At 61.5% G+C, this 22578-nt stretch carries 17 protein-coding genes, 1 other RNA gene and 1 pseudogene; 11 read left to right on the forward strand and 8 right to left on the reverse strand.

The genetic code is table 11. The annotated features are described in order from the left end of the window. Window positions 1-20 precede the first annotated feature (20 nt). Window positions 21-1016 carry an IS110 family transposase gene (locus E8E78_RS25695; RefSeq protein WP_016497900.1) on the reverse strand — a complete coding sequence of 332 codons (996 nt, stop codon included), beginning with the start codon at window positions 1014-1016 and terminating at the stop codon, window positions 21-23. Window positions 1017-1619: 603 nt separating this feature from the next. Here E8E78_RS25695 and E8E78_RS25700 point away from each other — a divergent pair. Next, window positions 1620-3011 (forward strand): amino acid permease, encoded by a 1392-nt coding sequence (locus E8E78_RS25700; RefSeq protein WP_016501678.1) that lies wholly within the window; start codon window positions 1620-1622, stop codon window positions 3009-3011. Between the two features lie 67 nt (window positions 3012-3078). Here the strand turns inward: E8E78_RS25700 and E8E78_RS25705 are convergent, their stop codons facing one another. Then, window positions 3079-3942: a LysR family transcriptional regulator gene (locus E8E78_RS25705; protein ID WP_049275843.1), complete on the reverse strand. Its 864-nt coding sequence runs from the start codon at window positions 3940-3942 to the stop codon at window positions 3079-3081. A gap of 280 nt (window positions 3943-4222) precedes the next feature. Between E8E78_RS25705 and E8E78_RS25710 the strand changes: the two genes are divergently transcribed. The 3 genes from E8E78_RS25710 (at window position 4223) to E8E78_RS25720 (ending at window position 8972) form a co-directional block, all read left to right on the forward strand. After that, window positions 4223-5764, forward strand: a complete 1542-nt coding sequence (locus E8E78_RS25710) for an MFS transporter (RefSeq protein WP_049275844.1) — start codon at window positions 4223-4225, stop codon at window positions 5762-5764. A gap of 189 nt (window positions 5765-5953) precedes the next feature. Next, on the forward strand, window positions 5954-6439 hold the full coding sequence (locus tag E8E78_RS25715; RefSeq protein ID WP_049275845.1) for a hypothetical protein: 486 nt from the start codon (window positions 5954-5956) through the stop codon (window positions 6437-6439). Between the two features lie 139 nt (window positions 6440-6578). Beyond that, a complete protein-coding gene (locus E8E78_RS25720; RefSeq protein ID WP_049275846.1) occupies window positions 6579-8972 on the forward strand; it encodes a TonB-dependent siderophore receptor in 2394 nt (797 codons plus the stop codon). Between the two features lie 96 nt (window positions 8973-9068). Here E8E78_RS25720 and E8E78_RS25725 read toward each other — a convergent pair whose 3' ends face one another. Next, window positions 9069-9716, reverse strand: a complete 648-nt coding sequence (locus tag E8E78_RS25725; protein WP_016501671.1) for a TetR/AcrR family transcriptional regulator — start codon at window positions 9714-9716, stop codon at window positions 9069-9071. A 122-nt stretch (window positions 9717-9838) separates the two neighbouring features. On the opposite strand from E8E78_RS25725, the gene E8E78_RS25730 reads away from it, so the two are divergent. From E8E78_RS25730 to E8E78_RS25760, 7 genes are all read left to right on the forward strand, one after another. Beyond that, entirely contained in the window at window positions 9839-11875 is a 2037-nt protein-coding gene (locus E8E78_RS25730) for an NADH:flavin oxidoreductase (protein WP_049275847.1), read from the forward strand. Window positions 11876-12001: 126 nt separating this feature from the next. Then, a complete protein-coding gene (locus E8E78_RS25735) occupies window positions 12002-13309 on the forward strand; it encodes a Xaa-Pro peptidase family protein (protein WP_049275849.1) in 1308 nt (435 codons plus the stop codon). A gap of 13 nt (window positions 13310-13322) precedes the next feature. After that, on the forward strand, window positions 13323-14132 hold the full coding sequence (locus E8E78_RS25740; protein WP_049275850.1) for an amino acid ABC transporter ATP-binding protein: 810 nt from the start codon (window positions 13323-13325) through the stop codon (window positions 14130-14132). After that, on the forward strand, window positions 14132-14773 hold the full coding sequence (locus E8E78_RS25745) for an amino acid ABC transporter permease (protein WP_016489256.1): 642 nt from the start codon (window positions 14132-14134) through the stop codon (window positions 14771-14773). The genes E8E78_RS25740 and E8E78_RS25745 overlap by 1 nt, the downstream gene beginning before the upstream one ends. Beyond that, complete coding sequence (locus E8E78_RS25750; protein ID WP_016501666.1) at window positions 14770-15429, forward strand: amino acid ABC transporter permease; 660 nt, start codon at window positions 14770-14772, stop codon at window positions 15427-15429. Before E8E78_RS25745 ends, E8E78_RS25750 begins: the two co-directional genes overlap by 4 nt. Before the next feature lie 58 nt (window positions 15430-15487). Then, a complete protein-coding gene (locus E8E78_RS25755; protein WP_049275851.1) occupies window positions 15488-16321 on the forward strand; it encodes a transporter substrate-binding domain-containing protein in 834 nt (277 codons plus the stop codon). 90 nt (window positions 16322-16411) lie between these two features. Beyond that, on the forward strand, window positions 16412-17419 hold the full coding sequence (locus tag E8E78_RS25760; RefSeq protein ID WP_049275852.1) for an Ldh family oxidoreductase: 1008 nt from the start codon (window positions 16412-16414) through the stop codon (window positions 17417-17419). A gap of 114 nt (window positions 17420-17533) precedes the next feature. Here the strand turns inward: E8E78_RS25760 and E8E78_RS25765 are convergent, their stop codons facing one another. From E8E78_RS25765 to E8E78_RS25785, 5 genes and pseudogenes are all read right to left on the reverse strand, one after another. After that, entirely contained in the window at window positions 17534-17797 is a 264-nt protein-coding gene (locus tag E8E78_RS25765; RefSeq protein ID WP_049275853.1) for a DUF3077 domain-containing protein, read from the reverse strand. 88 nt (window positions 17798-17885) lie between these two features. Next, window positions 17886-18127, reverse strand: a pseudogene (locus E8E78_RS25770) (hypothetical protein). A gap of 357 nt (window positions 18128-18484) precedes the next feature. Next, window positions 18485-18877, reverse strand: a transfer-messenger RNA (tmRNA) gene (ssrA, locus tag E8E78_RS25775). 99 nt (window positions 18878-18976) lie between these two features. Next, on the reverse strand, window positions 18977-19273 hold the full coding sequence (locus E8E78_RS25780; RefSeq protein ID WP_049275873.1) for a hypothetical protein: 297 nt from the start codon (window positions 19271-19273) through the stop codon (window positions 18977-18979). 456 nt (window positions 19274-19729) lie between these two features. Continuing rightward, entirely contained in the window at window positions 19730-22540 is a 2811-nt protein-coding gene (locus E8E78_RS25785; RefSeq protein ID WP_059395880.1) for an FAD-binding and (Fe-S)-binding domain-containing protein, read from the reverse strand. Between the last annotated feature and the right edge of the window lie 38 nt (window positions 22541-22578).

The raw sequence follows: 22578 nt of genomic DNA on the forward strand, positions 1-22578 counted from the left end.
TGTAGATACTCTGTTGGCGGTCAAGCTTTTCTAAGGTGTTCAGAGCTGAAAAGCTTGGCCGTATCAAATGGTTCATCGCCGCGCATGCATGCCCATATGCCTGTCAGGTACTTGCGCATGACAGCGGCGATCGCTTGCATTTTTTTCTTCCCCCTGCTGACCAGCGATTCATAAAAGGCCTTCGCGTAAGGATCGCAGCGCACCGCCGTCAGCGCCGGCATGTACATGGCCGCCCGTAAATAGGCATTCCCGCTTTTGCCGAGCCGACCAGGTTTATCAATGCTTGTCCCCGACTGTGTCTGTCGAACATCTAGACCAGCATGACGAGCGACCTGAGAGGACTTGAGCATTTGAGGAAGGGTGGTCAGCTCAGCCAAGGCAGCAAGTGCCGAGACTTCTCCCATTCCCGGGCCCGCTAGTAACTGCTTGTACTGCCGGTTAAGCGTCGGACACTGAGCGATCAACTCACGTCCGGCTTTGCGGAAACGCTCAATGCGATTGTCCAAAGTGGCAATCGCTTCCTCTTGATCTTCGATCAGCATCGACACGGTCGTAGCGGTCGCCTGCAATGCATGCAGCTCATTCTTCGCCCTGGTGCGGTGCCCGACCAGACGATTGATGTGCCGGCCAAGAGCCCTCAGCTCAAGCTGTACGGAGCTTGGCGGTGTCCACAAGCGCGGTGTCATACGTTCACCGTACTCGGACAGCAACTGAGCATCTATCGAGTCAGTTTTACTGTTCACCAGCATCAGCTTGGCGAAATTATGGAAGCTCTTGGGGTTGATCACCGAAACAGGAAGGTCCGCAGCATGCAGCTCAAGGGCCAGGTCCAGGTAATAGATTCCGGTCGCCTCCATCACGATCGACTTGGGCTTGAGCGCCTGCAGCTTTTTCACCGCTGCCTTACGACCAGCAGGGGTTTGAGCGATATCCCACTGTCCAGCGGGACGCCCATCTTTACGCACCCCAACGATCGACGTACGAGAACCAATATCCAGGCCCACACAGACATTCATTCTTCCCACTCCCAAGCGAGTTAGGTAACAATGGCCTCCGGTTCCCCGACCTCGAACTTCATGCCGCTGCAACCTTGTAATGCGAAGTCCGACTTGTCGGCTTCTCGATACTCTTCGTAGTGGGCAATGAGGCGGGGGGCCTCTCTACAGACAAGGTCAGGGGCAAACCCTGCCTTCAGGAGCGATCGGCCTCCCCGGAAGTGCTTCTATAGCCTGACGAGAATAACCTCTCTCATCAGGCTAGGCACAACATACAAGGAGCAGCCTTGTGCTGCGAAGAGGCCGGCACTGGCAACACACATCCAAATGAAAAACAAAAGCGCCAGATGGCCCGGTGGCGCGATCGGGCATGCCATTCGCGACATCTGGCGGTAATGGAACTGCCCTGTCGTGATCGAACAGTTCCGGGGCGTTCTCGTGTAATTTCCCGCAGCCCTGCGAGGCTTAAATGAAGCCCGAACCGCACGGACTCGTTGCTCTGTGATGCGCGCCAAAGATCAACAACAGCGCGCGAGCAACCTGTCGACTAACTGATTTGAAAGGAGATATTTTCGCCTACGCCTGCCCGTCCATCCTTGTGTCAGCAAAAAGAGAACAACATCAATGAGCACCGTGGGATCTGATGGCAACCTTGCACAAGGTTTCAAGCCTCGTCATGTAACGATGCTGTCCATCGCCGGCATCATCGGCGCTGGACTTTTCGTAGGCTCTGGTCACGCCATCGCGGCGGCCGGGCCAGCAACCATAGTTTCGTATTTCGTGGCCGGAACCCTGGTGGTACTGGTCATGCGCATGCTCGGCGAAATGGCCGTGGCACACCCTGATACCGGATCGTTTTCCACCTACGCCGACCAGGCCATCGGCCGCTGGGCCGGCTACACCATCGGCTGGCTGTACTGGTGGTTCTGGGTACTGGTAATCCCTATCGAAGCACTGGCTGCCGGGCATGTGCTGAACGCCTGGTTCCCGCAGGTGGACAGCTGGATCTTCGCCCTGGCCTCGGTACTGCTGCTGGCCTGCACCAACCTGTTCAGCGTGGCCAAGTACGGTGAGTTCGAGTTCTGGTTCGCCATCCTGAAAGTTACGGCGATTCTGGGTTTCATCGGCCTGGGCTTTGCCGCACTGATGGGCTGGCTGCCCAACCGCGAGGTCAGCGGCCTGAGCGGGCTGATGGCCGAGTACGGCGGCTTTGCGCCGAAGGGCTGGTCGGCAGTGGTCGGTGCGTTCATCACCGTGATGTTCAGCTTCATCGGCACCGAGGCGGTGACTATCGCCGCGTCCGAATCCAGCGACCCTTCGCGCAACATCGCCAAAGCCACCCGCTCAGTGATCTGGCGAATCAGCACCTTCTACATCCTGTCGATCTTCGTGATCATTTCGGTGGTGCCGTGGAACGACCCGCAGTTGGCGGTGGTGGGCTCGTACCAGCGTGCGCTGGAAATCATGAACATCCCCAACGCGGCGTTCATGGTCGACCTGGTGGTGCTGGTGGCTGTGACCAGCTGCATGAACTCGTCGATCTACATTGCTTCGCGGATGATGTATTCGCTGGCCAAGCGCGGTGACGCCCCGGCCTTCCTCAACAAGACCTCCAAGGTTGGCGTACCGCGCGCTGCAGTGTTTGGCAGCACCCTGATCGGCGCAGCCATCGCCGTGCTCAACTACTTCGCACCGAAGGGCGTGTTCGAGTTCCTGCTGGCCAGCTCCGGGGCCATCGCCCTGCTGGTGTACATGGTCATCGCCATTTCGCAGCTGCGCATGCGCCGCCGGCTGGAGCGCGAGAACACCGAGCTGAAGTTCCGCATGTGGCTGTTCCCGTACCTTACCTGGGCGGTGATCATCTTCATTGCCGGGGCGCTGGCAGTGATGATGTACACGCCCGAGCACCGGGTGGAAGTCAGCTCTACATTGGGCCTGGCGATCGTGATTTCCTTCCTGGGGATCGTGACCTCGCGCGGCCATGCGCAACCGGTGGGGGCGCGGTCGATGGGGTGACTGAGTTCACCTGGCGGTAGGGCGAAGGGCACCCGAGGAGGGTGCCCTTTGTTTTTCAGGGCGACTGTCAGGCCTTCATCATCTCGATGTACCTCATCACTGCCGGCGCTTTTTCGAACCGCCGGTGGATCAGGCTTAGCCACGAGCTGGCCTGGCAATCGACGACCCGCCGGTAATTCACCTGCGGCAGGTTGATGCGCTGCACCACCGATGCCGGGACTACGGCAATGCCTTGCCCAAGTGAGACCAGGGTAATCACGGCCACCAGGCTGCCGGGTTGTGGGCCAAGCCTGGGCACGAAACCACCTTGCGCGGCCACTTCCAGCGTGCCGGAAATCTGCTCGGGCAGGATGAAGGTTTCGTTGGCCAGGCGCGAGGCCGGGATGTGCGGTACTTCGTTGATCCGCGAGCTGGCGGGCAGGGCGAGGACGAAACCTTCCTGGTGCAGGGCGATGGTTTGCAGTTCGTCAGGCAGCTCCATCGGTGAGCGCACGTAGGCAAGGTCGAGCAAGCCGTCGCGGAGCATGCCGGGGAGTTCGGCCATGGGCAGTTCACGGATATTCAGGCGCACGCCAGGGCAGGTTTCGCTGTAGCGGCTGACGTGCTGCTGGAGCATGCCCGAGTAGGCGGCCGAGGCCACGTAGCCCAATTCGATACGCCCGCTTTCGCCACGGGCGGCCCTTTGTGCGCCCAGTTGCGCCGCATCGAACTGGCGCACGGCGTGCTCCGCCTCGATCAACAGTGCCTGGCCGGCGGCGGTGAGGTTGACTTCGCGCTGGCTGCGCTCGAACAAGCGCACACCCAGTTCGCGTTCCATGTCCTGGATCTGCCGGCTGAGGGTGGGCGGGGCGATGCCCAACTGCTCGGCGGCCCGGGTGAAATGGCCGTGGCGGGCGACGCAGAGAAAATAGCGGAAATGGCGGATTTCCATCAGGTGTTACCTGCAGGGTAATGACGCGAGCCGCCGGGGCTAACAAGCCTTGGCGCAGGCGGCGGTATGGTAAGGCCAACACTACAAGGCTGGTGGCTTGGCGGCAAAGCCTGCCTGTGCAATTGCAGGGTACCGCTTTGCACAGGGGCTGCAGCGCTTTCGAAGGTTACGCAAAACCTGTGGGAGCTGGCTTGCCTGCGATGGGCTGCAAAGCAGCCCCGGCGATGCAGCAAGCTGACAGTACCTCCGAGCCAGCCCGCTCAGCTTCCGGAGCCCCATCATGCCCTCTGCACGTTTCACCCTGCTCACTGCCTCCCTGGTCTGTGCCCTGATCATTCTCGACACCAACATCGTCGCGGTCAGCCTGCCCAGCATCGCCCGCGACCTGTCCGGCTCGTTCGCCGATATCGAGTGGGTGGTCAGCGCCTACCTGCTGGCCTTCGCCGCCTGCCTGTTGCCCGCCGGCAGCCTGGCCGACCGTTTTGGCCGGCGGCGCATGCTGCTGCTCGGCCTGGTGCTGTTCGGTTTGGCCTCGCTGGCGTGTGGTGCCGCGCCCAACCTGCTGTTCCTTGACCTGGCCAGGGCCGCCAAGGGTGTTGGGGCTGCGTTGTTGCTGACCTCGGCCCTGGCCGCGATCGGCAACCGCTTTCATGAGCCGCAGGAGCGCATGCGCGCGTGGGCTTTCTGGGGTGCCTGCATGGGCGCCACCATCACCTTTGCGCCGTTACTGGGCGGGGTGATCGCCAGCACCCTGGGCTGGCGCTGGATCTTCTACATCAACCTGCCGTTGGTGGGGCTGCTTGCCGTGATGGTAATGCGCAGTGTCGAAGAATCTCGCGACACCGACGCCGCCCGGCTCGACCCATGGGGCAGCCTGACCTTCGCCGGCAGCCTGGGCTACCTGATCTGGGCGATGATCGATGCCAACCAGGTGGGCTGGGACAGCGCGCAAACCCTTGGGCGGCTGGTGATCAGCGCCTTCCTGTTCGGCCTTTTCGTAATGGTGGAGCGCAGCCAGGCACGGCCGATGATCGACCTGCGGCTGATGCGCAGCGGGCGTTTCGTCGGCGCCCTGTTGGGCATGTTCGCGTACGCCGCTTGCGCCCAGGTGATGATGACCCTGCTACCGCTGTACCTGCAGAACGGCCTGCAGCTTTCGGCCCTGGCCGCTGGCGCAGGCATGTTGCCGTTCGCTATCGCCATGTTGGTGACGCCGCGCCTGGGCATGCGCCTGGCCACCCGCTTGAGCCCGGCGCAGGTGTTTGCGTTGGGCCTGGTGCTGGTGGGGGTGGGCAACCTGCTGTGTGCCTGGGCCGCCGGGTTTGGCGGCTATGCAGCCTTTGCCCTGGCTAGCCTGGTGCTGGGGGCGGGTGCCGGGCTGCTAAATGGCGACACCCAGAAAAACATCATGGCGTGTGTGCCACGCCAACGTACCGGGATGGCTTCCGGGTTAAGTACAACTACGCGCTTCGGGGCCATCGTCCTGGCTATCGGTTTACTGGGTGGCGTACTGGCCGCCCGCAGCGGGCAATTGCTTCACGAAGCCCTGGTTGCCGTAGCGCCATCGCAAGTGGGCCAGGTTGCTGCGATGGCCACGCGGGTAGCGGCGGGCGACCTGCAGGCGGCCCTGGCGCTGCTTGAGCCGGGCTTGCGTGAAGCGGTGGCACCCTTGGCCCGCCAGGCGTTCATGGGTGGCTTCGAGGCCGTGTTGCAGGTTGCGGGCCTTGCAGCGCTGGTGTTCGCGGTGGTGGTTGGCGTGCTGCTGAGCCGCCCGCTGCCCGCTACGCAGGAAACGCTACTGGCGCAAAGCCAACCCCTGTAAAAGGCCTGTATCCATACCGGCAAAACCGCTTTGAAACCGCACTCGGATGAGTAGGTAGCTGACCGCGGTTATTTCAGCCTTGCGCGCAACTAATACAACCGGAAAATGTCATTTCACTGCGCGCCAGCAATGGCGCGTGGATGATGCTGGCGCTGGCCAGTAAAACTACACCGAGGCAAGGAGCTTCCCGTGCACAACGACGACTATTCCGACCAGCTATCAATTCCGGCGGACCAACTACCGCCAGGCGTTTTTCCGCCGATGCCGGGCTTCACCATCGCCGACCTGCTTTATGTTGCTTATCAACCCACTGAAACGCTACTTGAAAAGCGCGATATCGACCCAGGCCTGATTCGCGAAACCAGCATCGCGTTTGCCAGCCATCTGTATCAGGCGCTGGAAAGAGAAGATATCCAGTATCAGATCGCGAGCTGGTACCAGAAGCCCTATGACCACCCTGAAAAGCGTGTGCACAGTGTGGAAATCATCGCTGAACAATCCGGGATCATAACGTTAAAAGCTGTCGCTGACTCATTGAAGGGCTCACCGCTGCGGCAACTGGGTAAAGACTTCTATATGGAATACATCGAGCTGGCCGGTTATGCCATCAAGAACCACATCCTGAAGTTGAACGACCCCGAGTTTGACCCGTTTGCGAGCCGCGATAGTGAATAAGGTTTAAGTGCTGGAGGCACCCGCGATGTGGTGCCTCCAGCTACCCGAAAAATAAATGAGGTGTTTTCTCATTCTCGTTCGGCTTGTAGAGAAGGCCGGAATACAGGCCAGCCCGCCGACCCCTCTACGGAGCGAGAAAATGAGTTTGACCCCGGTTTCACAGCGCCATCCATTGAGCCGTGCTGTGCACGCTGCTTTTCTGGGCCTGGTTGTCAGCAGCGCTGCGCTGCCTGCGCTTGCGCAAGCTGCAACCGCTGAGCACAACAACCAGGTCCAGCAATGGAATATTCCTGGGGGCCCGCTGGCGCCGGCGCTTGACCACTTTGCGCGCCAGGCCGGTATCAGCCTGTCCTTCGACGCACAGAGCGTAGCCAACCGCAACACGGCGGGCGTGCAGGGCGCGTTGGGCACGTCGGCTGCACTGTCGTCGTTGCTGCAGGGGACCGAGCTTCAAGCTGAGCAGCAAGGCCCGAGTGCTTACCTGGTGGTACCTCAGCCAAAGCCGACCGGCCCGCTGGAACTGGGCGCGACCGAGGACTACCGCCTGGCGCCCGTCATCATCAACGCCAAGGTCAAGGCCAGTGCCGACGACGACACCAACTCGGTGGTTGCCAAGGAACTGTGGGTGGGTGGCAAGGTGGCGACCAGCATCCTCAACACGCCAGCCTCCGTGTCGGTAGTGACCAACAAGGAAATGCAGCAGCGCAGCGTCAGCACCACGGAAGAGGCGCTGCAATACACCCCAGGTGTGGTCAGCGACTTCTACGGCTCGGACGACCGCAACGACTACTTCCAGATCCGCGGCTTCCAGGCCACCACTTACCGTGACGGCCTGACCTTGAGCTCGATGCGTGGTGTGCGCGAAGACCCGTTCGCCTATGAGCGCATCGAAATTCTGCGCGGCGCCAACTCCACCCTGTTCGGCCCGGCAGACCCAGGCGGCTCGGTCAACTTCGTGACCAAGCAGCCGCGCTTCGAAAAATTTGGCCAGGGCTATGTCACCTACGGCTCGTATGACCATGCCGAAACCGGTATCGATGTAGGCGACGCCCTGAACGACGAACAGACGCTGGCCGGCCGCTTTACTGCCAAGATGCAGAACAGCGACCGTGAGTACGACCACTCGCAGGACGATAACCGGTTCGTGATGGGCGGCCTGACCTGGGCGCCTACCGACTTCACTTCGGCTACCGTGATCCTCGACTACCTGAAGACCAACAGCTCGCCAAACAGCGGTGGCTACCCACTGGACAAGGAATACGACCGCAGCGATTTCTACGGCGAGCCCGGCTACAACTTCCACGATGTCGAGCGCACCAGCCTCAGCGGCAACATCACCCACGACTTCGACAACGGCTTCACGCTGCGCGGCAACCTGCGCTACAGCGAGCTGAGCGATGACTTTGGCTATGTCTACCTGAGCGACAGCGCTTCGCGGGTTGGCACCACCATACCGCGCTACGTGTTCGGCACCGACAGCGATGCCGATCAGCTCAACGGCAACCTGATGCTGCAATACGATGCCCAGTTCGAGCACATCGACAGCAGCACCCTGGTGGGTGTGGAATACCTCGACTCCACCACCAAACAGAGCTCCGTATATAGCCTGGCGCCCTCCATCGATATCGCCAACCCAGTGTTCACCGGCGTGCCTGGCGGCATCACGCCCTATACCCGCAAGAAGAACGACGCCACCACCAAGGCCGTGTTCCTGCAGCAGAACCTGTCCTTCCATGACCGGCTGATCGCTACAGCGGGTGTGCGTAATGACTCCATGGACCTGTCCAGCACGGAGTACGTCGGCGGGGTGAGCAAGCAAAGCGACAACTTCTCTGAAACGTCCTACCGTGGCGCGCTGACTTACATCGTCAACGATGAAGTCTCAACTTACGTCAGCATGGTGGAATCGGTTTCGCCTCCGCAGGTTGGCGTAACGCCGCAGACCGGGAGGCAGTACGAAGTGGGTGTGAAGTACTCGCCACTGGGCATGGATGCGTTGTTCTCTGCTGCCGTTTATGACCTGACCCAGGAAAACGTCACCATCGCCGTCGTGCTGCCGAGCGGCATCATCGAGCAGCAGACGGTGGGCGAGTCCCGTGCCCGCGGCCTGGACCTGGAAGCCAAGGCGCAAGTCACGCAAAACCTCAGCCTGATCGGTGCCTATTCCTACATGGAAACCGAGGTGCTGCGCGGCGCGCTGTATGACGGCAGTTCGCTCAAGGGCAAGGAATTCACTGTGGCGCCGAAGCATACGGCTTCGCTGTGGAGCTACTACGACATTGCCAACACTGATGTGAGCGTTGGTCTGGGTGCCAGGTACGTTGGTGGTTATTACATGGATGCTGCCAACACCAAGAAGAGCGACGGCACCACGCTGTTTGACGCGGCGCTGAACTACAAGATTGCCAAAGGGACTGACCTTGCCCTGAATGTCAGCAACCTGTTTGACGAGCAGCATGTGGTGGGGTCGGGGACGGCGAATTACTACAACCCGGGGCGTGAGGTTACGGCGAAGGTGAGTTACAGCTGGTAATACGGCTAGGGGATGGCACGGGTTGCGCCCTGTTCACGGGCAAACCCGTGCCCACAGGTGCGCAAATCCTGAAGTTTGCAAAGGCCCCGGTGTTTGTCAGGCGTTCAAATCGGCACTACTGAAACCGTTGCGCTGATAAAAGCGCTCCAGCTCACGGGCCTCCGGCTCCCGGCCGGTGAAAATCTTCAGGTACTCGGGGATATAGCGCATGCGCTGCGCCAACGGCTCCCGGGTTTTCATGCTGATGTAACCGATTTGCGTAAGGTAGATCGAACGGGCGCGGGTGATCGCAGCATCGTCTTCAAAGCCGAAACGGTCAAACATCTGCCGCAATGCCTCGACGCGCTGCGCGTCTGCCTCGCCGATTTCCTGCGCCACTTCCGGTGACTGCAGCGCCCAGCTGCGCATGGCGAACTCGAATTGCGAGTCGAACAATTCGCTGTTCAGCCAGCAGTCGAAGACGTTGAGAATCGCCTCGGTGATGGACTCGGCATAGGCCTGGGACTGGGTCACCAGATTGAAGGTGTTCTTGTTTTTCCACTGCTCGATCAAGGCTACGAGCAGTGCATCGCGGTCTTCGAAAAACCAGTAAAAGCTGGTGCGCGACAAATTCAGTTTTTTTGCCAGCGGCATCACGCGCACGGCATCGACACCTGACTCGGTCAGGCTTTCATAGGCCGCATTCAGCCAGCCTTCCAGTGAGCCTCGGCCTGCGGGTTCCGCCTTTGAGGTGGCGCCTTTCATGGGCATTTCTCCCTTTTCAATCTGCTATTTTTGCCAACTGTACACCATCGTCAAGAGTATTGACACCTGTGTACAGAGGGGCATATTGTCGGCTTGCCTGATGACCTGTTTGCGAGACCGATATGAAAAACGATCCGCTACTTCAGCCTTATCGCCTCAAGCATCTGACCCTGCGCAACCGCATCATCACCACTTCCCACGAACCGGCTTACCCGGAAGACGGGATGCCGAAAAAACTCTACCGGGCTTACCACGTCGAGCGTGCCAAAGCGGGCGTGGCCATGACCATGACCGCAGGCTCCGCCGCGATCTCCCGTGACAGCCCGCCCGTGTTCAACAACATTCTGGCCTACAAGGACGAAGTGGTCGGCTGGATGAAAGACCTGACCGATGAGTGCCACGAACATGGCGCGGCGGTGATGATCCAGCTCACCCATCTGGGCCGGCGTACCCGCTGGGACAAAGGCGACTGGCTACCGGTGGTGTCGCCCTCCCATAATCAGGAACCGGCACACCGCGCCTTCCCCAAGCAGCTTGAACATTGGGACATCGACCGCATCATTGGCGACTACGCTGATGCCGCCGAACGCATGAAGGCCGCCGGTCTGGATGGCATCGAGCTGCAAGCCTACGGCCACTTGATGGACCAGTTCTGGTCGCCCCTGACCAACGAACTGGAAGGGCCGTACGGCGGCTCGCTGCAAAACCGCCTGCGTTTCACCTTCGATGTGCTCACGGCCATTCGCAAACGTGTGGGCCCCGAATTTATTGTCGGCATCCGCTACACCGGGGACGAAGTGCTTGCCGGTGGCCTGCAAAAAGAGGAGGGCTTGCAGATCTCTCAACTGTTGAAAGACTGTGGCATGATCGACTTCCTCAATGTGATCCGCGGCAATATCGCCACCGACGCCGGGCTGACCGACATCATCCCGATCCAGGGCATGCGCAATGCGCCACACCTGGACTTTGCCGGTGAAATCAGGGCGCTGACCGGCTTCCCTACCTTCCATGCAGCGAAGATTCCCGACGTGGCCACAGCGCGTCATGCCATTGCCTCGGGGTTGGTGGACATGGTCGGCATGACCCGCGCGCACATGACCGACCCGCACATCGTGCGCAAGATCATCGAAGGCCGTGAAGACGATATCCGCCCATGCGTGGGCGCCAACTATTGCCTGGACCGCATTTACAACGCTGGCGCTGCGTACTGCATTCACAACGCTGCGACCGGGCGTGAAACCACCATGCCCCACGAAATACCCAAGGCGGTGCACAAGCGCAAAGTGGTAATTGTGGGCGCCGGCCCTGGTGGCCTGGAGGCGGCACGTGTGGCAGGGGAGCGCGGCCACGAGGTGGTGGTGTACGAGCTGGCGGACAAACCCGGCGGGCAGATTCGCCTGACCGCGCAGTCCGAGCGGCGCAAAGAAATGATCAGCATCATCGATTGGCGCATGGCGCAATGCGAGCGCCTTGGCGTGACGTTCCACTTCAACACCTGGGCAGACACCGCGGTTGTGCTTGATGAAAATGCCGACGTGGTGATTGTGGCCACCGGGGGCATGCCGCACATCGAAGTGCTGGCACACGGCAACCAGTTTCTGGTTTCAAGCTGGGACATCATTTCTGGCGACGTGAAGCCTGGGCGCAATGTGCTGGTGTACGACGATGCGGGCGACCACGCCGGCCTGCAAGCCGCCGAATTCATAGCCCGCAGTGGTGCCAAGACCGAAATCATGACCCCCGACCGCTCGTTCGCGCCAGAAGTCATGGGCATGAACCTGGTGCCCTACATGCGCTCGTTACAGCAACTGGACACCACCTTCACCGTCACCTACCGGCTCAAGGCTGTGGAAAAACAAGGCGACCAGTTGCTGGCCACGATCGGCACCGATTACAGCGACCTGACCAAAACGCGCCTGGTGGACCAGGTGGTGGTCAACCACGGCACCCGGCCGCTGGACGAGCTGTATTTCGAACTCAAACCCTTGGCCAGCAACGAAGGCGCCGTGGAGTACATGGACCTGATTGTCGGCAAGCCGCAAACCGTTGTCAGCAACCCCGAAGGGCGTTTCCAATTGTTCCGAATTGGTGATGCAGTGGCGTCGCGCAATACCCATGCGGCTATCTACGATGCCCTGCGGCTGGTCAAGGACCTGTAGCTACCGTGTGTTGCCCACAACAATAAAGACAGCCGTCACCCGATTTAGAAACCTTAAGTTACTGCCCCGAAGTTTGGTCTGACTGAATTTGATGAACATCAAACTCTTCCCAGCGGAGGTTGTTGCATGCAAACGGGTTCTGATTCCATTGAGCTGCTCACTGCGTTAACCGAACGCGACCTGCGTTTTCGCAGCGATGCCAAGGTCACTGAACATGCCATCGCGCCGGTCGACACGGCGTTACTCGATGCGTATGCCGCCATCGACCGCAAAGCCTTGCGCCATTACCGCCTGGAGCGCATTCGCGAGCAACTGCGCGCCCAGGATTACGCCGGCATTCTGCTGGCCGACCCGATCAATATTCGCTATGCCACCGACACCAATAACCTTGGTTTGTGGGTGATGCACTCGCCCAGCCGCTATGTGTTCGTGGCCACCGACGGCCCGGTGGTGCTGTTCGAGTTCACCAGCAGCCGACACAACAGCGAGCATGTAGAAACCATCGATGAAATTCGCCCGGCGATTCCCTGGCTGTATTTTCTTGCCGGCCCCCGCGTGCAGGAAAAAGCCGAGCGCTGGGCACAGGATGTGGCAGACCTGATGGCCCGCCACGGTGGCGGCAACCGCCGCTTGGCGGTGGACCGCTGCGACCCTTGGGGGGCGCAGCGCCTGACGCAACAGGGCATTGAGCTGTTCGATGCGCAGCCCTTGATGGAGCAGGCACGCCTGATCAAATCGGCCGAAGAAGTGGCCAGCCACCGGGTGTCCATGGGCGTGTGCGACCTGGCCATTGCCCGCATGCGCACAAGCCTGGTGCCGGGGGTTACCGAAAACCAGCTGTGGAGCATCATGCACGGCACCAACGTCGCGCACGGCGGCGAGTGGGCCGAAAGCCGCTTGCTCAGCTCCGGGCCGCGCACCAATCCGTGGTTTCAGGACGCCACCGACAAGGTCATCAAGGCAGGTGAAATGGTCTGCTTCGACACCGACATGGTCGGCCCTGGCGGTTACCTTTCAGACATCTCGCGCAGCTTCATCTGCCCCGGCAAGGCGCCGACCATGGCCCAACGCGACTTGCTCGACATCGCCTCGCAGCAGATCAACCACAACGTCGAGCTGCTGCGCCCGGGCCTGTCCTTTCGCGAGTTTGCCGAACACTGCTGGCCGGTGCCCAAGCGCTTTGAGCACAACCGCTACATGATGATGCTGCACGGCGTCGGCCTGGTGGACGAGTACCCCAGCGTCGCCTACGCCGTGGATTTCGCCGAGTGGGGCTACGACGGCCTGTTCCAGGAAAACATGGTGGTGTCGGTGGAAAGTTACATTGGTGAGCAAGGCGGTGGGGAAGGGGTGAAGCTCGAGGAACAGGTGCTGATCACCGCCAACGGGCCGATCAAACTCTCGCGCACGCCCTTAGTCGACGGCGATCGATAGCTGGAGCAAAACCATGAGCAGCATGACCGTGATTGAAACCGCACCCACCTTGGCGCCGCGGCCGGTGGCCAGCACCGAACCGTTCTTGCGCCTGGAGGGCATTCATAAACAGTTTGGCCCTTACCCCGTGTTGCACGACGTGTGTTTTGAAATGAACAAGGGGGAGGTGGTGGCCATTATCGGCCCCAGTGGGTCGGGCAAAAGTACCTTGCTGCGCTGCATCAACCAACTGGAGCCGCCGACCAAGGGGCGGGTCAGCATGGATGGCGTGCACATCGAAGCGGGCAAGGCGTTACCCCGTACCGAGCTGCTCAAGTTGCGCCGGCGCATTGGCATGGTGTTCCAGTCGTTCAATCTGTTCCCGCACCTGACAGTGCTGCGCAACGTCAGCCTGGCGCAAATCCGCACCCTGGGCCGCAGCGCCAAAGACGCCGACGCCCGCTCCTTGCAACTGCTCGAACGCGTCGGGCTGGCTGACAAGGCCCAGCATTATCCGGCGCGCTGCTCCGGTGGCCAGCAGCAACGCATCGCTATCGCCCGCGCCCTGGCACTGGACCCTGAGCTGATGCTGTTCGATGAGCCGACCTCGGCGCTGGACCCCGAGCTGGGCCTGGAGGTGCTGGCGGTGATGAAAGAGCTGGCCGGCGAAGGCATGTCGATGATTGTGGTAACCCACGAGATGCACTTCGCCGAAACCGTGTCTGACCGTGTGGTGGTGATGGCTGACGGGCGCATCATCGAGCACGGGCCAAGCCAGCAGGTGATGCGCGACCCCCAGCATGAACGGGTGGTGCAGTTTCTCCAGGCTGTGAGGAATCGCTGATGCAAGACATCCTGATGATGCTGTTGAACGGCGTACCCTGGACCATTGCCGTTACCGTGCTGGCATTCTGTGTCGGCGTAGTGCTGGGGTTTCCGATCTGTGCCTTGCGCATGTCCAGGGTCAAGGTGCTGAGTGTGCTGGCTGCCATGCTGGTACTGACCCTGCGCTCGATCCCCCCGATTGTCTGGCTGTTTTTCATCTTCTTCGGCATAGGTGGCGGCTATGTCAGCCTGTCGCCGTTTACCGCAGCGGTGGTTGGCTTGGGGCTGATTACGGCGGCGCACATGTCCGAGGTGTACCGCGGTGCGTTCGCGGCAATTCCCGCCGGCCAGTTCGAAGCCGCCTACGCGCTTAACCTGTCGGCGCCGCAACGGTTTTTCGATGTGGTGTTGCCGCAGTTGGTGCGTATCGCCATTCCCACCTCAGCCACCTACGCCATTGGCCTGCTGAAGGATTCGGCCGTGGCCTCGACCATTGGCGTGGGTGATATCAGCTTTCAGGCTTATCAGGTTTCACAGCAAACCTTTCAGGGCCTGAGCGTCTACAGCGCGGCGGCGGTGGTGTACCTGGTGCTCAGCGTGCCAGTGGCCCTGTGCTCACGTTGGCTGTCGGCCACGTTGAAACAGAGGATTGCCCGATGAGCGAACTGCTGACGATGTGGGCGCAATGGTTGCCGGAGTTGTGGAAGGGCTTTGTGCTGTCTATGCAGGTGACAGCGGTGAGCCTGGGCCTGGGCGTTGTACTGGGCCTGCTGCTGGCCCTGGGCGTTTCGGCGCCGAGCCGCTGGTTGCGTTACCCCTCCCTGGTTGTGGTGGAACTGGGGCGTGGTGCACCGGCGCTGATCCTGCTGCAGTACTTCTACTTTGGCCTGCCCAGCGTCAACCTGACCCTGACCTCGTTCTGGGCCGCTGCGCTGGCCATGGCGTACTGCACGGCGGCCTACACCAGTGAAATCATTCGCGGTGGCATCGAGTCGGTGGCCGCAGGGCAAACCGAGGCCGCCGAAGTGATCGGCCTCAACCGGTTCGACGCGCTGCGCTTTGTGATTCTGCCTCAGGCCTTGCGGGTGGCGCTGCCATCGCTGCTGGGGTTCTCGATCATGATGTTCCAGGCCTCGTCGCTGTGTTTCACCATCGCCCTGCCAGAAATTGTCAGCCGGGCATCGTCCATTGGCTCCTCCACGTTCGAGTACATGCCGGTGCTGATACTGGCCGGTTTGATGTATGCCGCTGTCTGTGCCCCGGCGACCCTGGGTGTGGCAGCGCTGGAAAAAAGACTGGCACCCAGCCAGCCATAACAACAAATGCCACTCGCGCCGATTTCGGCTGCTGCTCTCTTATTGCAAAGGTGACGTCATGACCCGCTCATTCAAACGTTTTACCCGTTGGATGTTGTTGTGCTCGACCCTGGCCGGCGCCCCTTACGCCCTGGCCGAATGCACCCCCGCGAACCAGTTTGAAACCATCACCCCGGGTGTGCTGACCGTGGCGGCGTACGTGTTCCCGCCCTACTCGATACCGGGGCCCAACAACCAGTTGAGCGGCGTGGATGGCGAGATCATCAAGCGCATCGCCGAGCGCGAATGCCTGAAAGTCAAAACCATGGTGGTGGACACTGCCGCCGTCGTGCAGGCGGTGGTGGCCAAGCGCGCCGATGTCGGCATTGGCGATTGGTACCGCACGGCAGAGCGCAGCAAGGCGTTGGGCTTGTCGGCACCGTTGTACCTGGACGTGATGGGCATTATTTCGGATGAGGGTTACACCAAGATCTCCGAACTGGATGGCAAGCGTATCGGCACCGTGCAGGGCTACCTGTGGGTGGACGATTTGAAGAAGGCTTTTGGCGATAACCTGGTGCTTTACCCAAACCCCGTGGCTATGGCCCAGGACTTGGCGTCCAGGCGCATCCAGGTTGGCGCGGATAGCTTCGCGGTGGCCGTTTCTTCGCAGCAAAAGGGCGGCTACCCCGGCAAGAGCATCAAGGTGTCCGAGCCCGATCAACGGGTCAAGGCCACGCTTGAGCCCGGGCAGAGCGCCTTCCCGTACACCAAGGCCAACGCAGCCTTGGGCGAGGCGCTGGGCAAGAACATCCAGGCCTTGCACGCCTCTGGCGAAATCGCAGAAATCCTCGCCACGTTTGGCCTGGACCGCGAGGCTGCAAAAGTGGGTGAGCCGAGGATGATTCAGTAAAGGTCATCAAATCCTGCAGGAGCGGCTAACGCCGCCCCTGCAGGTTCTCAGGCTGCGGCACACCTACAATCCGAGAACACCGAAGCCACCATGGACAACGACAAACCCGAAAAGCGCCTGTCTCTGGCCGATGCCACCGCCTTTGCCCACCAGCTCTGCCTCGCCCACGGCGCCAGCCACGCGGTGGCCTCGGCGCTTGCTGATGCCACGGTATCAGCCCAAGCCCATGGCCAACACGAACTCGGTTTCGGCCATTTGCCTGATTACCTCAGCGGCTTTGCCACCGGCCGAATCGCCCCGGCTGCCGAGCCCATCGTGACCCAGGTCGCGCCGGCCATGATCCGCTGCGACGCGGGCCGAGGGATCGCGCAACTGGGGTTTGATCGCGCTTTCCCAGCGCTGTGCAGCAATGCGCATCAACTGGGTATTGCCCTGTTTGCGCAGTTCAACGCTTTTACCTGTGGCGAGTTGGGTTATTACACCCGTCGCCTGGCGCGCGAGGGGCTGGTCGCGTTGGCGTTTACCAATGGCCCTCCGCTGCTCACCGTGGCGGGCCAGAGTCGGCCGCTGTATTCCACCAACCCCATCGCATTTGCCGCCGCCAGTGCAGCGGGGCGGTTATTGGCGATTGACCAAGCTAGCAGCGCCACGGCCTACGTGAACCTGTTGCGGGCGGCTGAGGCGGGGGAGGCGATACCGGCAGGCTGGGCGGTTGATGCACAAGGCAATGAAATGTGTAGTGCGCGGGAGGCATTGCGTGGGACGTTGCTGGCGTTTGGGGGCGGTCGGGGGGCTAACATTGCGTTGATGGTTGAGGTGCTTGCGGCGGGGGTGACGGGGGCCAATTGGTCGTTGGATGCAGCGGATTTCCGTGCTGGTAGCGAATCCCCTGGGGCTGGGATGCTGGTGCTTGGTATTGCCCCCAGGTTGCTGGATGAGTGCTTTGCTTTAAGGCTGGGCGAGCAGATGGCTCGGCTTGAGGCCTTGGGGGTTTACTTGCCGGGGAAGGGTAAAGAGCAAGCTTATGCTCGTGCGGTTCGTGAGGGGATTAGCTTGCCGTTAGCGGCGTACGATGCGTTTGAGGTGCAGGTGGGATAAAAAACCGAAATGGAGATCAACCATTGAGTGTTTGAAAGAACACTTTCCGCATTTTGATGATGTGGCCGCTACCTAGGTCGTGTGGTTGCGGCCACGTAACATGAGAGTTAGGCCTCAACGCATCATGCCGAGTTCGGCATCATCCAACAGGGCTTTGCCCAACGCACAGAGGTACTGCGCCGCCCAGATCAGTTTGGGCTTGTCTTCCATCAGGCCATCGATGGTCAGGTCCCGCGCGTAGCCCATCAGTTCCGAGGCCTGTTCGCGCGCGTTCTGGCAAGGGATGCCGGGTTCGATGCGGAACAGTGGGTGGGTCTGGTTTTCGCCTTGGAAGAAAATGGTTTTGCCGACTGTGCAGTTCGTGTCTTCGGTGGTCATTGATCAATCTCCCTGGTCTGGTGGTTGCCTGGGCTGGCCCTATCGCCGGCAAGCCGGGCTCCCACAGGTTTTTCGCTCGGTATGCGAATCAGTGCATCGGTTGGGGGTTGGCTGGCTGCTGTATTTGCGTCAGCGCTGATTCGAGTAATCGGCGTAGGGTTTCGAGCTCGTGCATCGAGGCCATGATCAACACCGATGCGGGCGACCTGGGCTGCATCAGCTCGCCTGCTGGGCTACGGCTTCTGCACAGAGCGCGTAGTCCGAGGCCATCATGATCGTGTCTTCCAGGGAGTGGAGGTGGTGGGGTGGGTCAGGAACGATCTTTAGCATTTTACTGTGTTCTCGGTAGGGGCCACCTCCAAACCGCTGTCAAACGGAATGGTGGCAGCTGTGCATGGGTTGACAGACCGGCGAACACAGAAACCGGCGCACGCGAGCGTGCCCCATGCACAACCGCCATGAACGGTTATGCGCGCTGTGTATCGTTGCGGCCTGTCAAAGCCGGTCGTTGATGAGCAACGACCCCACGAGACTAAAACCCTGAAAATGACCGCAACGGAAAACAGGCGCTGGGAGTATCTTTGGGAAACGCCCTACAAGAAAGGGGGTAAATCCGATTTTTCGGCCCGCAGGTCCCAAAATCCAGACACAAAAAAAGACGCCCGAGGGCGTCTTCTTCTTTGGATTTGGTGGAGCCGGGGGGATTTGAACCCCCGTCCGCCAGTACTCCGCTGTCGGTACTACATGCGTAGCCGTGTCTACTGATTTAATCCGCAGCCGCCCGACGGGCAGGGTGCTTTGGATGAGTTGTGTAAGTTTTAGTCACTTCGCCCACAACGTGCTACGCGACGATCCTGTTCTGTATGACAATCAGTTCGGGTTTACAGGCATCCCCTAGTGATTGCTGGAGCCGAAGCTACCAGAAGCAAAGGTCACTTACGCTGCGAGAGCGTAGGTTTCCTCGCCGTAGGTTTCGTCATTGGCAACTATAGAAAGTTGCAACAGTGGATTTACGAGTTCTGTTACCAACTCGGCATGCACCTAGAGTTTCGCTACCGGCGTCGAATCCTAATCGGCCCCACACTAGCGTTACGCTAACGCACCTTACGGCACGTGGGACGGAGTATACGCCATTGAGCGGGCGACGTCGACAGCTGGTCCTGTCGCCCGCGTCAAGGCTCACGCGCCGCCGCCGCCGCTGCCGGAGCTGCTGCCTTTTTCGGTTTTTTCCAGGCGCTCCAGCACTTTGCTGGTGATGGCGATGCATTCCTTGGTGTCGCCCGAAGCCTGGGCGGCCTTGGCTTTGTCGACGTGCTCGGTGAGGGCCTTGTCCAGGCCTTCGGAGGTGGCGCCGGCGGTGGCCATGCTGTCGTCGATCTTTTGCAGGTTGGTGGTGCAGAGGTCATCGACGGCAAACACCGGCGAAGCCAGCAGGGTGGCGGCCGCGAACAGGGCCGAAAGCGCGGTACCTTTCATGGGTGTCTCCTCTGGGGCCTCTGGAAGGTGGGCCTGTAGGGTGGACTGTGGGGGATTGGCGGGGTTCAATCGGGATGGTGGCGGGGCGATATTGAGGTGGGGGATGGCACCGGCTTTGCCGGTGTTCGCGGCTGAAGCCGCTCCCACAGGGATCGTGCTTGGCATCGGGGATGCGCGGTAGCGGGGGCTTTAGGGGGTTGTGGGGATTGGTCTGTCGGGGTGGCGGCGGGGCGGTATGGGGGGGATGGCACCGGCTTTGCCGGTGTTCGCGGCTGAAGCCGCTCCCACAGGGATCGTGCTTGGCTCGGGGATGCGCTGTACCTGTGGGAGCGGCCTTGTGTCGCGAAAGGGCTGCAGGGCAGCCCCCGATCTATGCAGCGCTGCTGAGGACCTGGGGCCGCTTTGCGGCCCGATCGCGACACAGGGCCGCTCCTGCAAAGGTGAAGGTGTCTGCCTTTAGATGCTGCGTGGGCGGGTGACGCGGTCTACCAGGTAGACCAGGCCGTGGTAGTCGATGCCGCTGTGGCTCGACAGGCCTATCTCGCAGGTGCGGCTGGTGGAGATGCCTTCGCTGCAATACTGCACCGCGTCCTTCAGGCTGCGCAGCGAGTGGGCGTTGAGTTCGGGGGTGGTGAAGCCTTTGTCACCTGCAAACCCGCAGCAATGGATGCCTTCGGGGATTACCACCTGTTTGCTGCAGCGCCGCGCCAGGTCGATCAGCGCCTGGCTTTCGCCCAGGTGCTGGGTGCTGCAGGTCACGTGCACGGCCACCGGCTCGTCCTGGGGGGTGAACTCCAGGCGGTCGAGCAGGTGGGTGCGGATGAAGCGCACCGGGTCGTACAGGTCGAGGCGGGTTTCGCCCAGGTCTTGCACCAGGCGCAGGGTGCAGGGGCTGGTGTCGCAGTAGATCGGGTCCAGGCCGCCGCGGCTGGCGTGCAGCAGGGCGGCGATCAGTTCCTGGCGCTTGTGCTCGGCCTGTTCGGGGTAACCCTTGGAGGCGAAGGGCTGGCCGCAGCACAGGCTGTCGGCGTTGTCGGGGAACACCACCTGGTAGCCGGCCTTTTCCAGCAGACTGCGGGTTTTGTCCAGCAGCGAACTTTGTTCGCGGTCGGCGTAGGCCGGGCCCATGACACGTGAAACGCAGGCGGCCAGGTACACCACGCGGGGGCGGGCGTCGTTGCTGGCCGGGCCGAAGCTGATCGGGCGCAGGGGTTGTGGCATGGCCGGTGTCCACTGCGGCAGGCGGCCTTTGCTGGCATTGCTCAGCGAGGTGCTCAGGCGGCCCAGGCGCGGGGCGCCGAGCAGCTTGCGTGCAGTGTTGGCGGCCGTGAGGGTAAGGCGGGCGCCACCCAGTGCCGTGTGGAAGTGCTCGGCTAGCCAGTCGGCGGTCTTGGTGTGTTCGGCGGCCTGGCTGCGCAGTTTCTTCACCAGCTCGCCGGTGTTGATACCGACCGGGCAGCGCTGGGCACACAGACCGGTGGCGGCGCAGGTGTCGAGGCCTTGGTACTGGTAGGTCTGCATCAGTTCGCGGGTATCGATGCCGGCGCGTTGCTTGGCCTGGATGTCCCGCCACATGACGATGCGCTGGCGCGGGCTGAGGGTAAGCCCTTTGGACGGGCACACCGGTTCGCAGAAGCCGCATTCGATGCACTTGTCGACGATTTCGTCGGCGGCTGGCAGCGGCTTCAGGTTTTTCAGGTGGATGTCGGGGTCTTCGCTCAGCACCACGTCGGGGTTGAGGATGCCGTTGGGGTCGAGCAGGCGCTTGAGCTTCCACATCAACTGGTAGGCGTCATGGCCCCATTCCAGTTCCACGAACGGTGCCATGTTGCGGCCGGTGCCGTGCTCGGCTTTCAACGAGCCGCCAAACTCCACCGCCACCAGTTGCGCCACGTCGTCCATGAAGGCCTGGTAACGGGCGACTTCCGCAGCGCTGTTGAAGCCTTGGGTGAAGACGAAATGCAGGTTGCCTTCCAGCGCGTGGCCAAAAATGATCGCTTCGTCGTAGCGGTGCTTGTCGAACAGCAGGATCAGGCGGTTGACTCCTTCGGCCAGTTGCTCGACGGGGAAGGTCACGTCTTCGATGATCACCGTGGTGCCAGTCTGGCGCACGGCGCCGACGGCAGGGAAGGTGTCCTTGCGGATTTTCCACAGCTGGTTGTACACGGCTGGGTCTTCGCTGAAGTCCACTTGCTGTTCCAGCGGGAAGTCGGCAATCGAGGCCATCACCTGGCGCAGTTGCTCGTGCAGCAGGCTCTGGCTGGCGGCGCGGGACTCGATCAGCAGGGCGCAGGCATTGTCCGACAGGCCTTTTACCCAAAGCGGCATGCCGGGCATGTTCTGCACCGAGCGCAGGCTGCGGCGGTCGAGCAGTTCCACGGCCGAGACTGGCTGCTGCTTGAGCACGGGCACCGCGCGGCAGCAGCTTTCGACGCTGGGGAACACCAGCAAGGCGCTGGCCTTGTGCGGGTGGTCGGGCACGGTATCGTAGGTGACGGCGCTGATGAAGCCCAGCGTGCCTTCGGAACCGACCAGCAGGTGCTGCAGGATGTCCAGCGGCTGGTCGTAGTCCACCAGTGCGTTCAGCGACAGGCCGGTGGTGTTCTTCAGCCGGTATTTGTGCCGGATGCGCTCGGCCAGCGCGGTGTTGGCGCGGGTCTCGCGGGCCAGGCGGGCCAGCGATTCCAGCAGCTCGGCGTGGCTGCGTTCAAAGGCGGCAACGCTGGCCGGGTCTTCGCTGTCGAGGCGGGTGCCGTCGGCCAGCACCAGGCGCAGGCCGGCCAGGGTGTGGTAGGTGTTCTGCGCGGTGCCGCAGCACATGCCGCTGGCGTTGTTGGCAACGATGCCGCCAATCTTGCAGGCGTTGATCGACGCAGGGTCGGGCCCGATCTTGCGCTCGAAGGGGGCCAGCCAGGCGTTGGCCTGGGCGCCGATCACGCCAGGTTGCAGGCGGATCTGCTCGCCCTGGCCACGGATTTCGCGGCCGTTCCAGTTATCGCCGAGCACTATCAGCACCGAGTCGGTGATGGCCTGGCCAGACAGGCTGGTGCCGGCTGCGCGGAAGGTGACCGGCACCCGCTCGCGCTGGGCCAGTTTGATCAGGCCGACCACTTCGTCCTCGGACTCGACGCGCACCACCAGCTTTGGGATCAGCCGGTAGAAGCTGGCGTCTGTGCCGAAGGCCAGGGTGGACGTGGGGTCGTCGAAGCGGCGTTCGGCGGGTATCAGGCGCTCGGCATCACGCAGGAACGCGGCGGGCAAGCTCATGCAGTCTCCTCGCGGGGCCGTGGCGTCTTTGCGCCACA

Source organism: Pseudomonas sp. BN505, assembly GCF_029873175.1.
Taxonomy (GTDB): Bacteria; Pseudomonadota; Gammaproteobacteria; order Pseudomonadales; family Pseudomonadaceae; genus Aquipseudomonas; species Aquipseudomonas putida.

Coding starts and splice junctions, on each gene's coding strand:
- E8E78_RS25740 (WP_049275850.1), top strand. CDS start 13,323: ATGAGCAGCATGACCGTGATTGAAACCGCACCCACCTTGGCGCCGCGG.
- E8E78_RS25745 (WP_016489256.1), top strand. CDS start 14,132: ATGCAAGACATCCTGATGATGCTGTTGAACGGCGTACCCTGGACCATT.
- E8E78_RS25785 (WP_059395880.1), bottom strand. CDS start 22,540: ATGAGCTTGCCCGCCGCGTTCCTGCGTGATGCCGAGCGCCTGATACCC.
- E8E78_RS25710 (WP_049275844.1), top strand. CDS start 4,223: ATGCCCTCTGCACGTTTCACCCTGCTCACTGCCTCCCTGGTCTGTGCC.
- E8E78_RS25700 (WP_016501678.1), top strand. CDS start 1,620: ATGAGCACCGTGGGATCTGATGGCAACCTTGCACAAGGTTTCAAGCCT.
- E8E78_RS25780 (WP_049275873.1), bottom strand. CDS start 19,273: ATGAAAGGTACCGCGCTTTCGGCCCTGTTCGCGGCCGCCACCCTGCTG.
- E8E78_RS25720 (WP_049275846.1), top strand. CDS start 6,579: ATGAGTTTGACCCCGGTTTCACAGCGCCATCCATTGAGCCGTGCTGTG.
- E8E78_RS25695 (WP_016497900.1), bottom strand. CDS start 1,016: ATGAATGTCTGTGTGGGCCTGGATATTGGTTCTCGTACGTCGATCGTT.
- E8E78_RS25705 (WP_049275843.1), bottom strand. CDS start 3,942: ATGGAAATCCGCCATTTCCGCTATTTTCTCTGCGTCGCCCGCCACGGC.
- E8E78_RS25760 (WP_049275852.1), top strand. CDS start 16,412: ATGGACAACGACAAACCCGAAAAGCGCCTGTCTCTGGCCGATGCCACC.
- E8E78_RS25765 (WP_049275853.1), bottom strand. CDS start 17,797: ATGACCACCGAAGACACGAACTGCACAGTCGGCAAAACCATTTTCTTC.
- E8E78_RS25730 (WP_049275847.1), top strand. CDS start 9,839: ATGAAAAACGATCCGCTACTTCAGCCTTATCGCCTCAAGCATCTGACC.
- E8E78_RS25735 (WP_049275849.1), top strand. CDS start 12,002: ATGCAAACGGGTTCTGATTCCATTGAGCTGCTCACTGCGTTAACCGAA.
- E8E78_RS25750 (WP_016501666.1), top strand. CDS start 14,770: ATGAGCGAACTGCTGACGATGTGGGCGCAATGGTTGCCGGAGTTGTGG.
- E8E78_RS25755 (WP_049275851.1), top strand. CDS start 15,488: ATGACCCGCTCATTCAAACGTTTTACCCGTTGGATGTTGTTGTGCTCG.
- E8E78_RS25725 (WP_016501671.1), bottom strand. CDS start 9,716: ATGAAAGGCGCCACCTCAAAGGCGGAACCCGCAGGCCGAGGCTCACTG.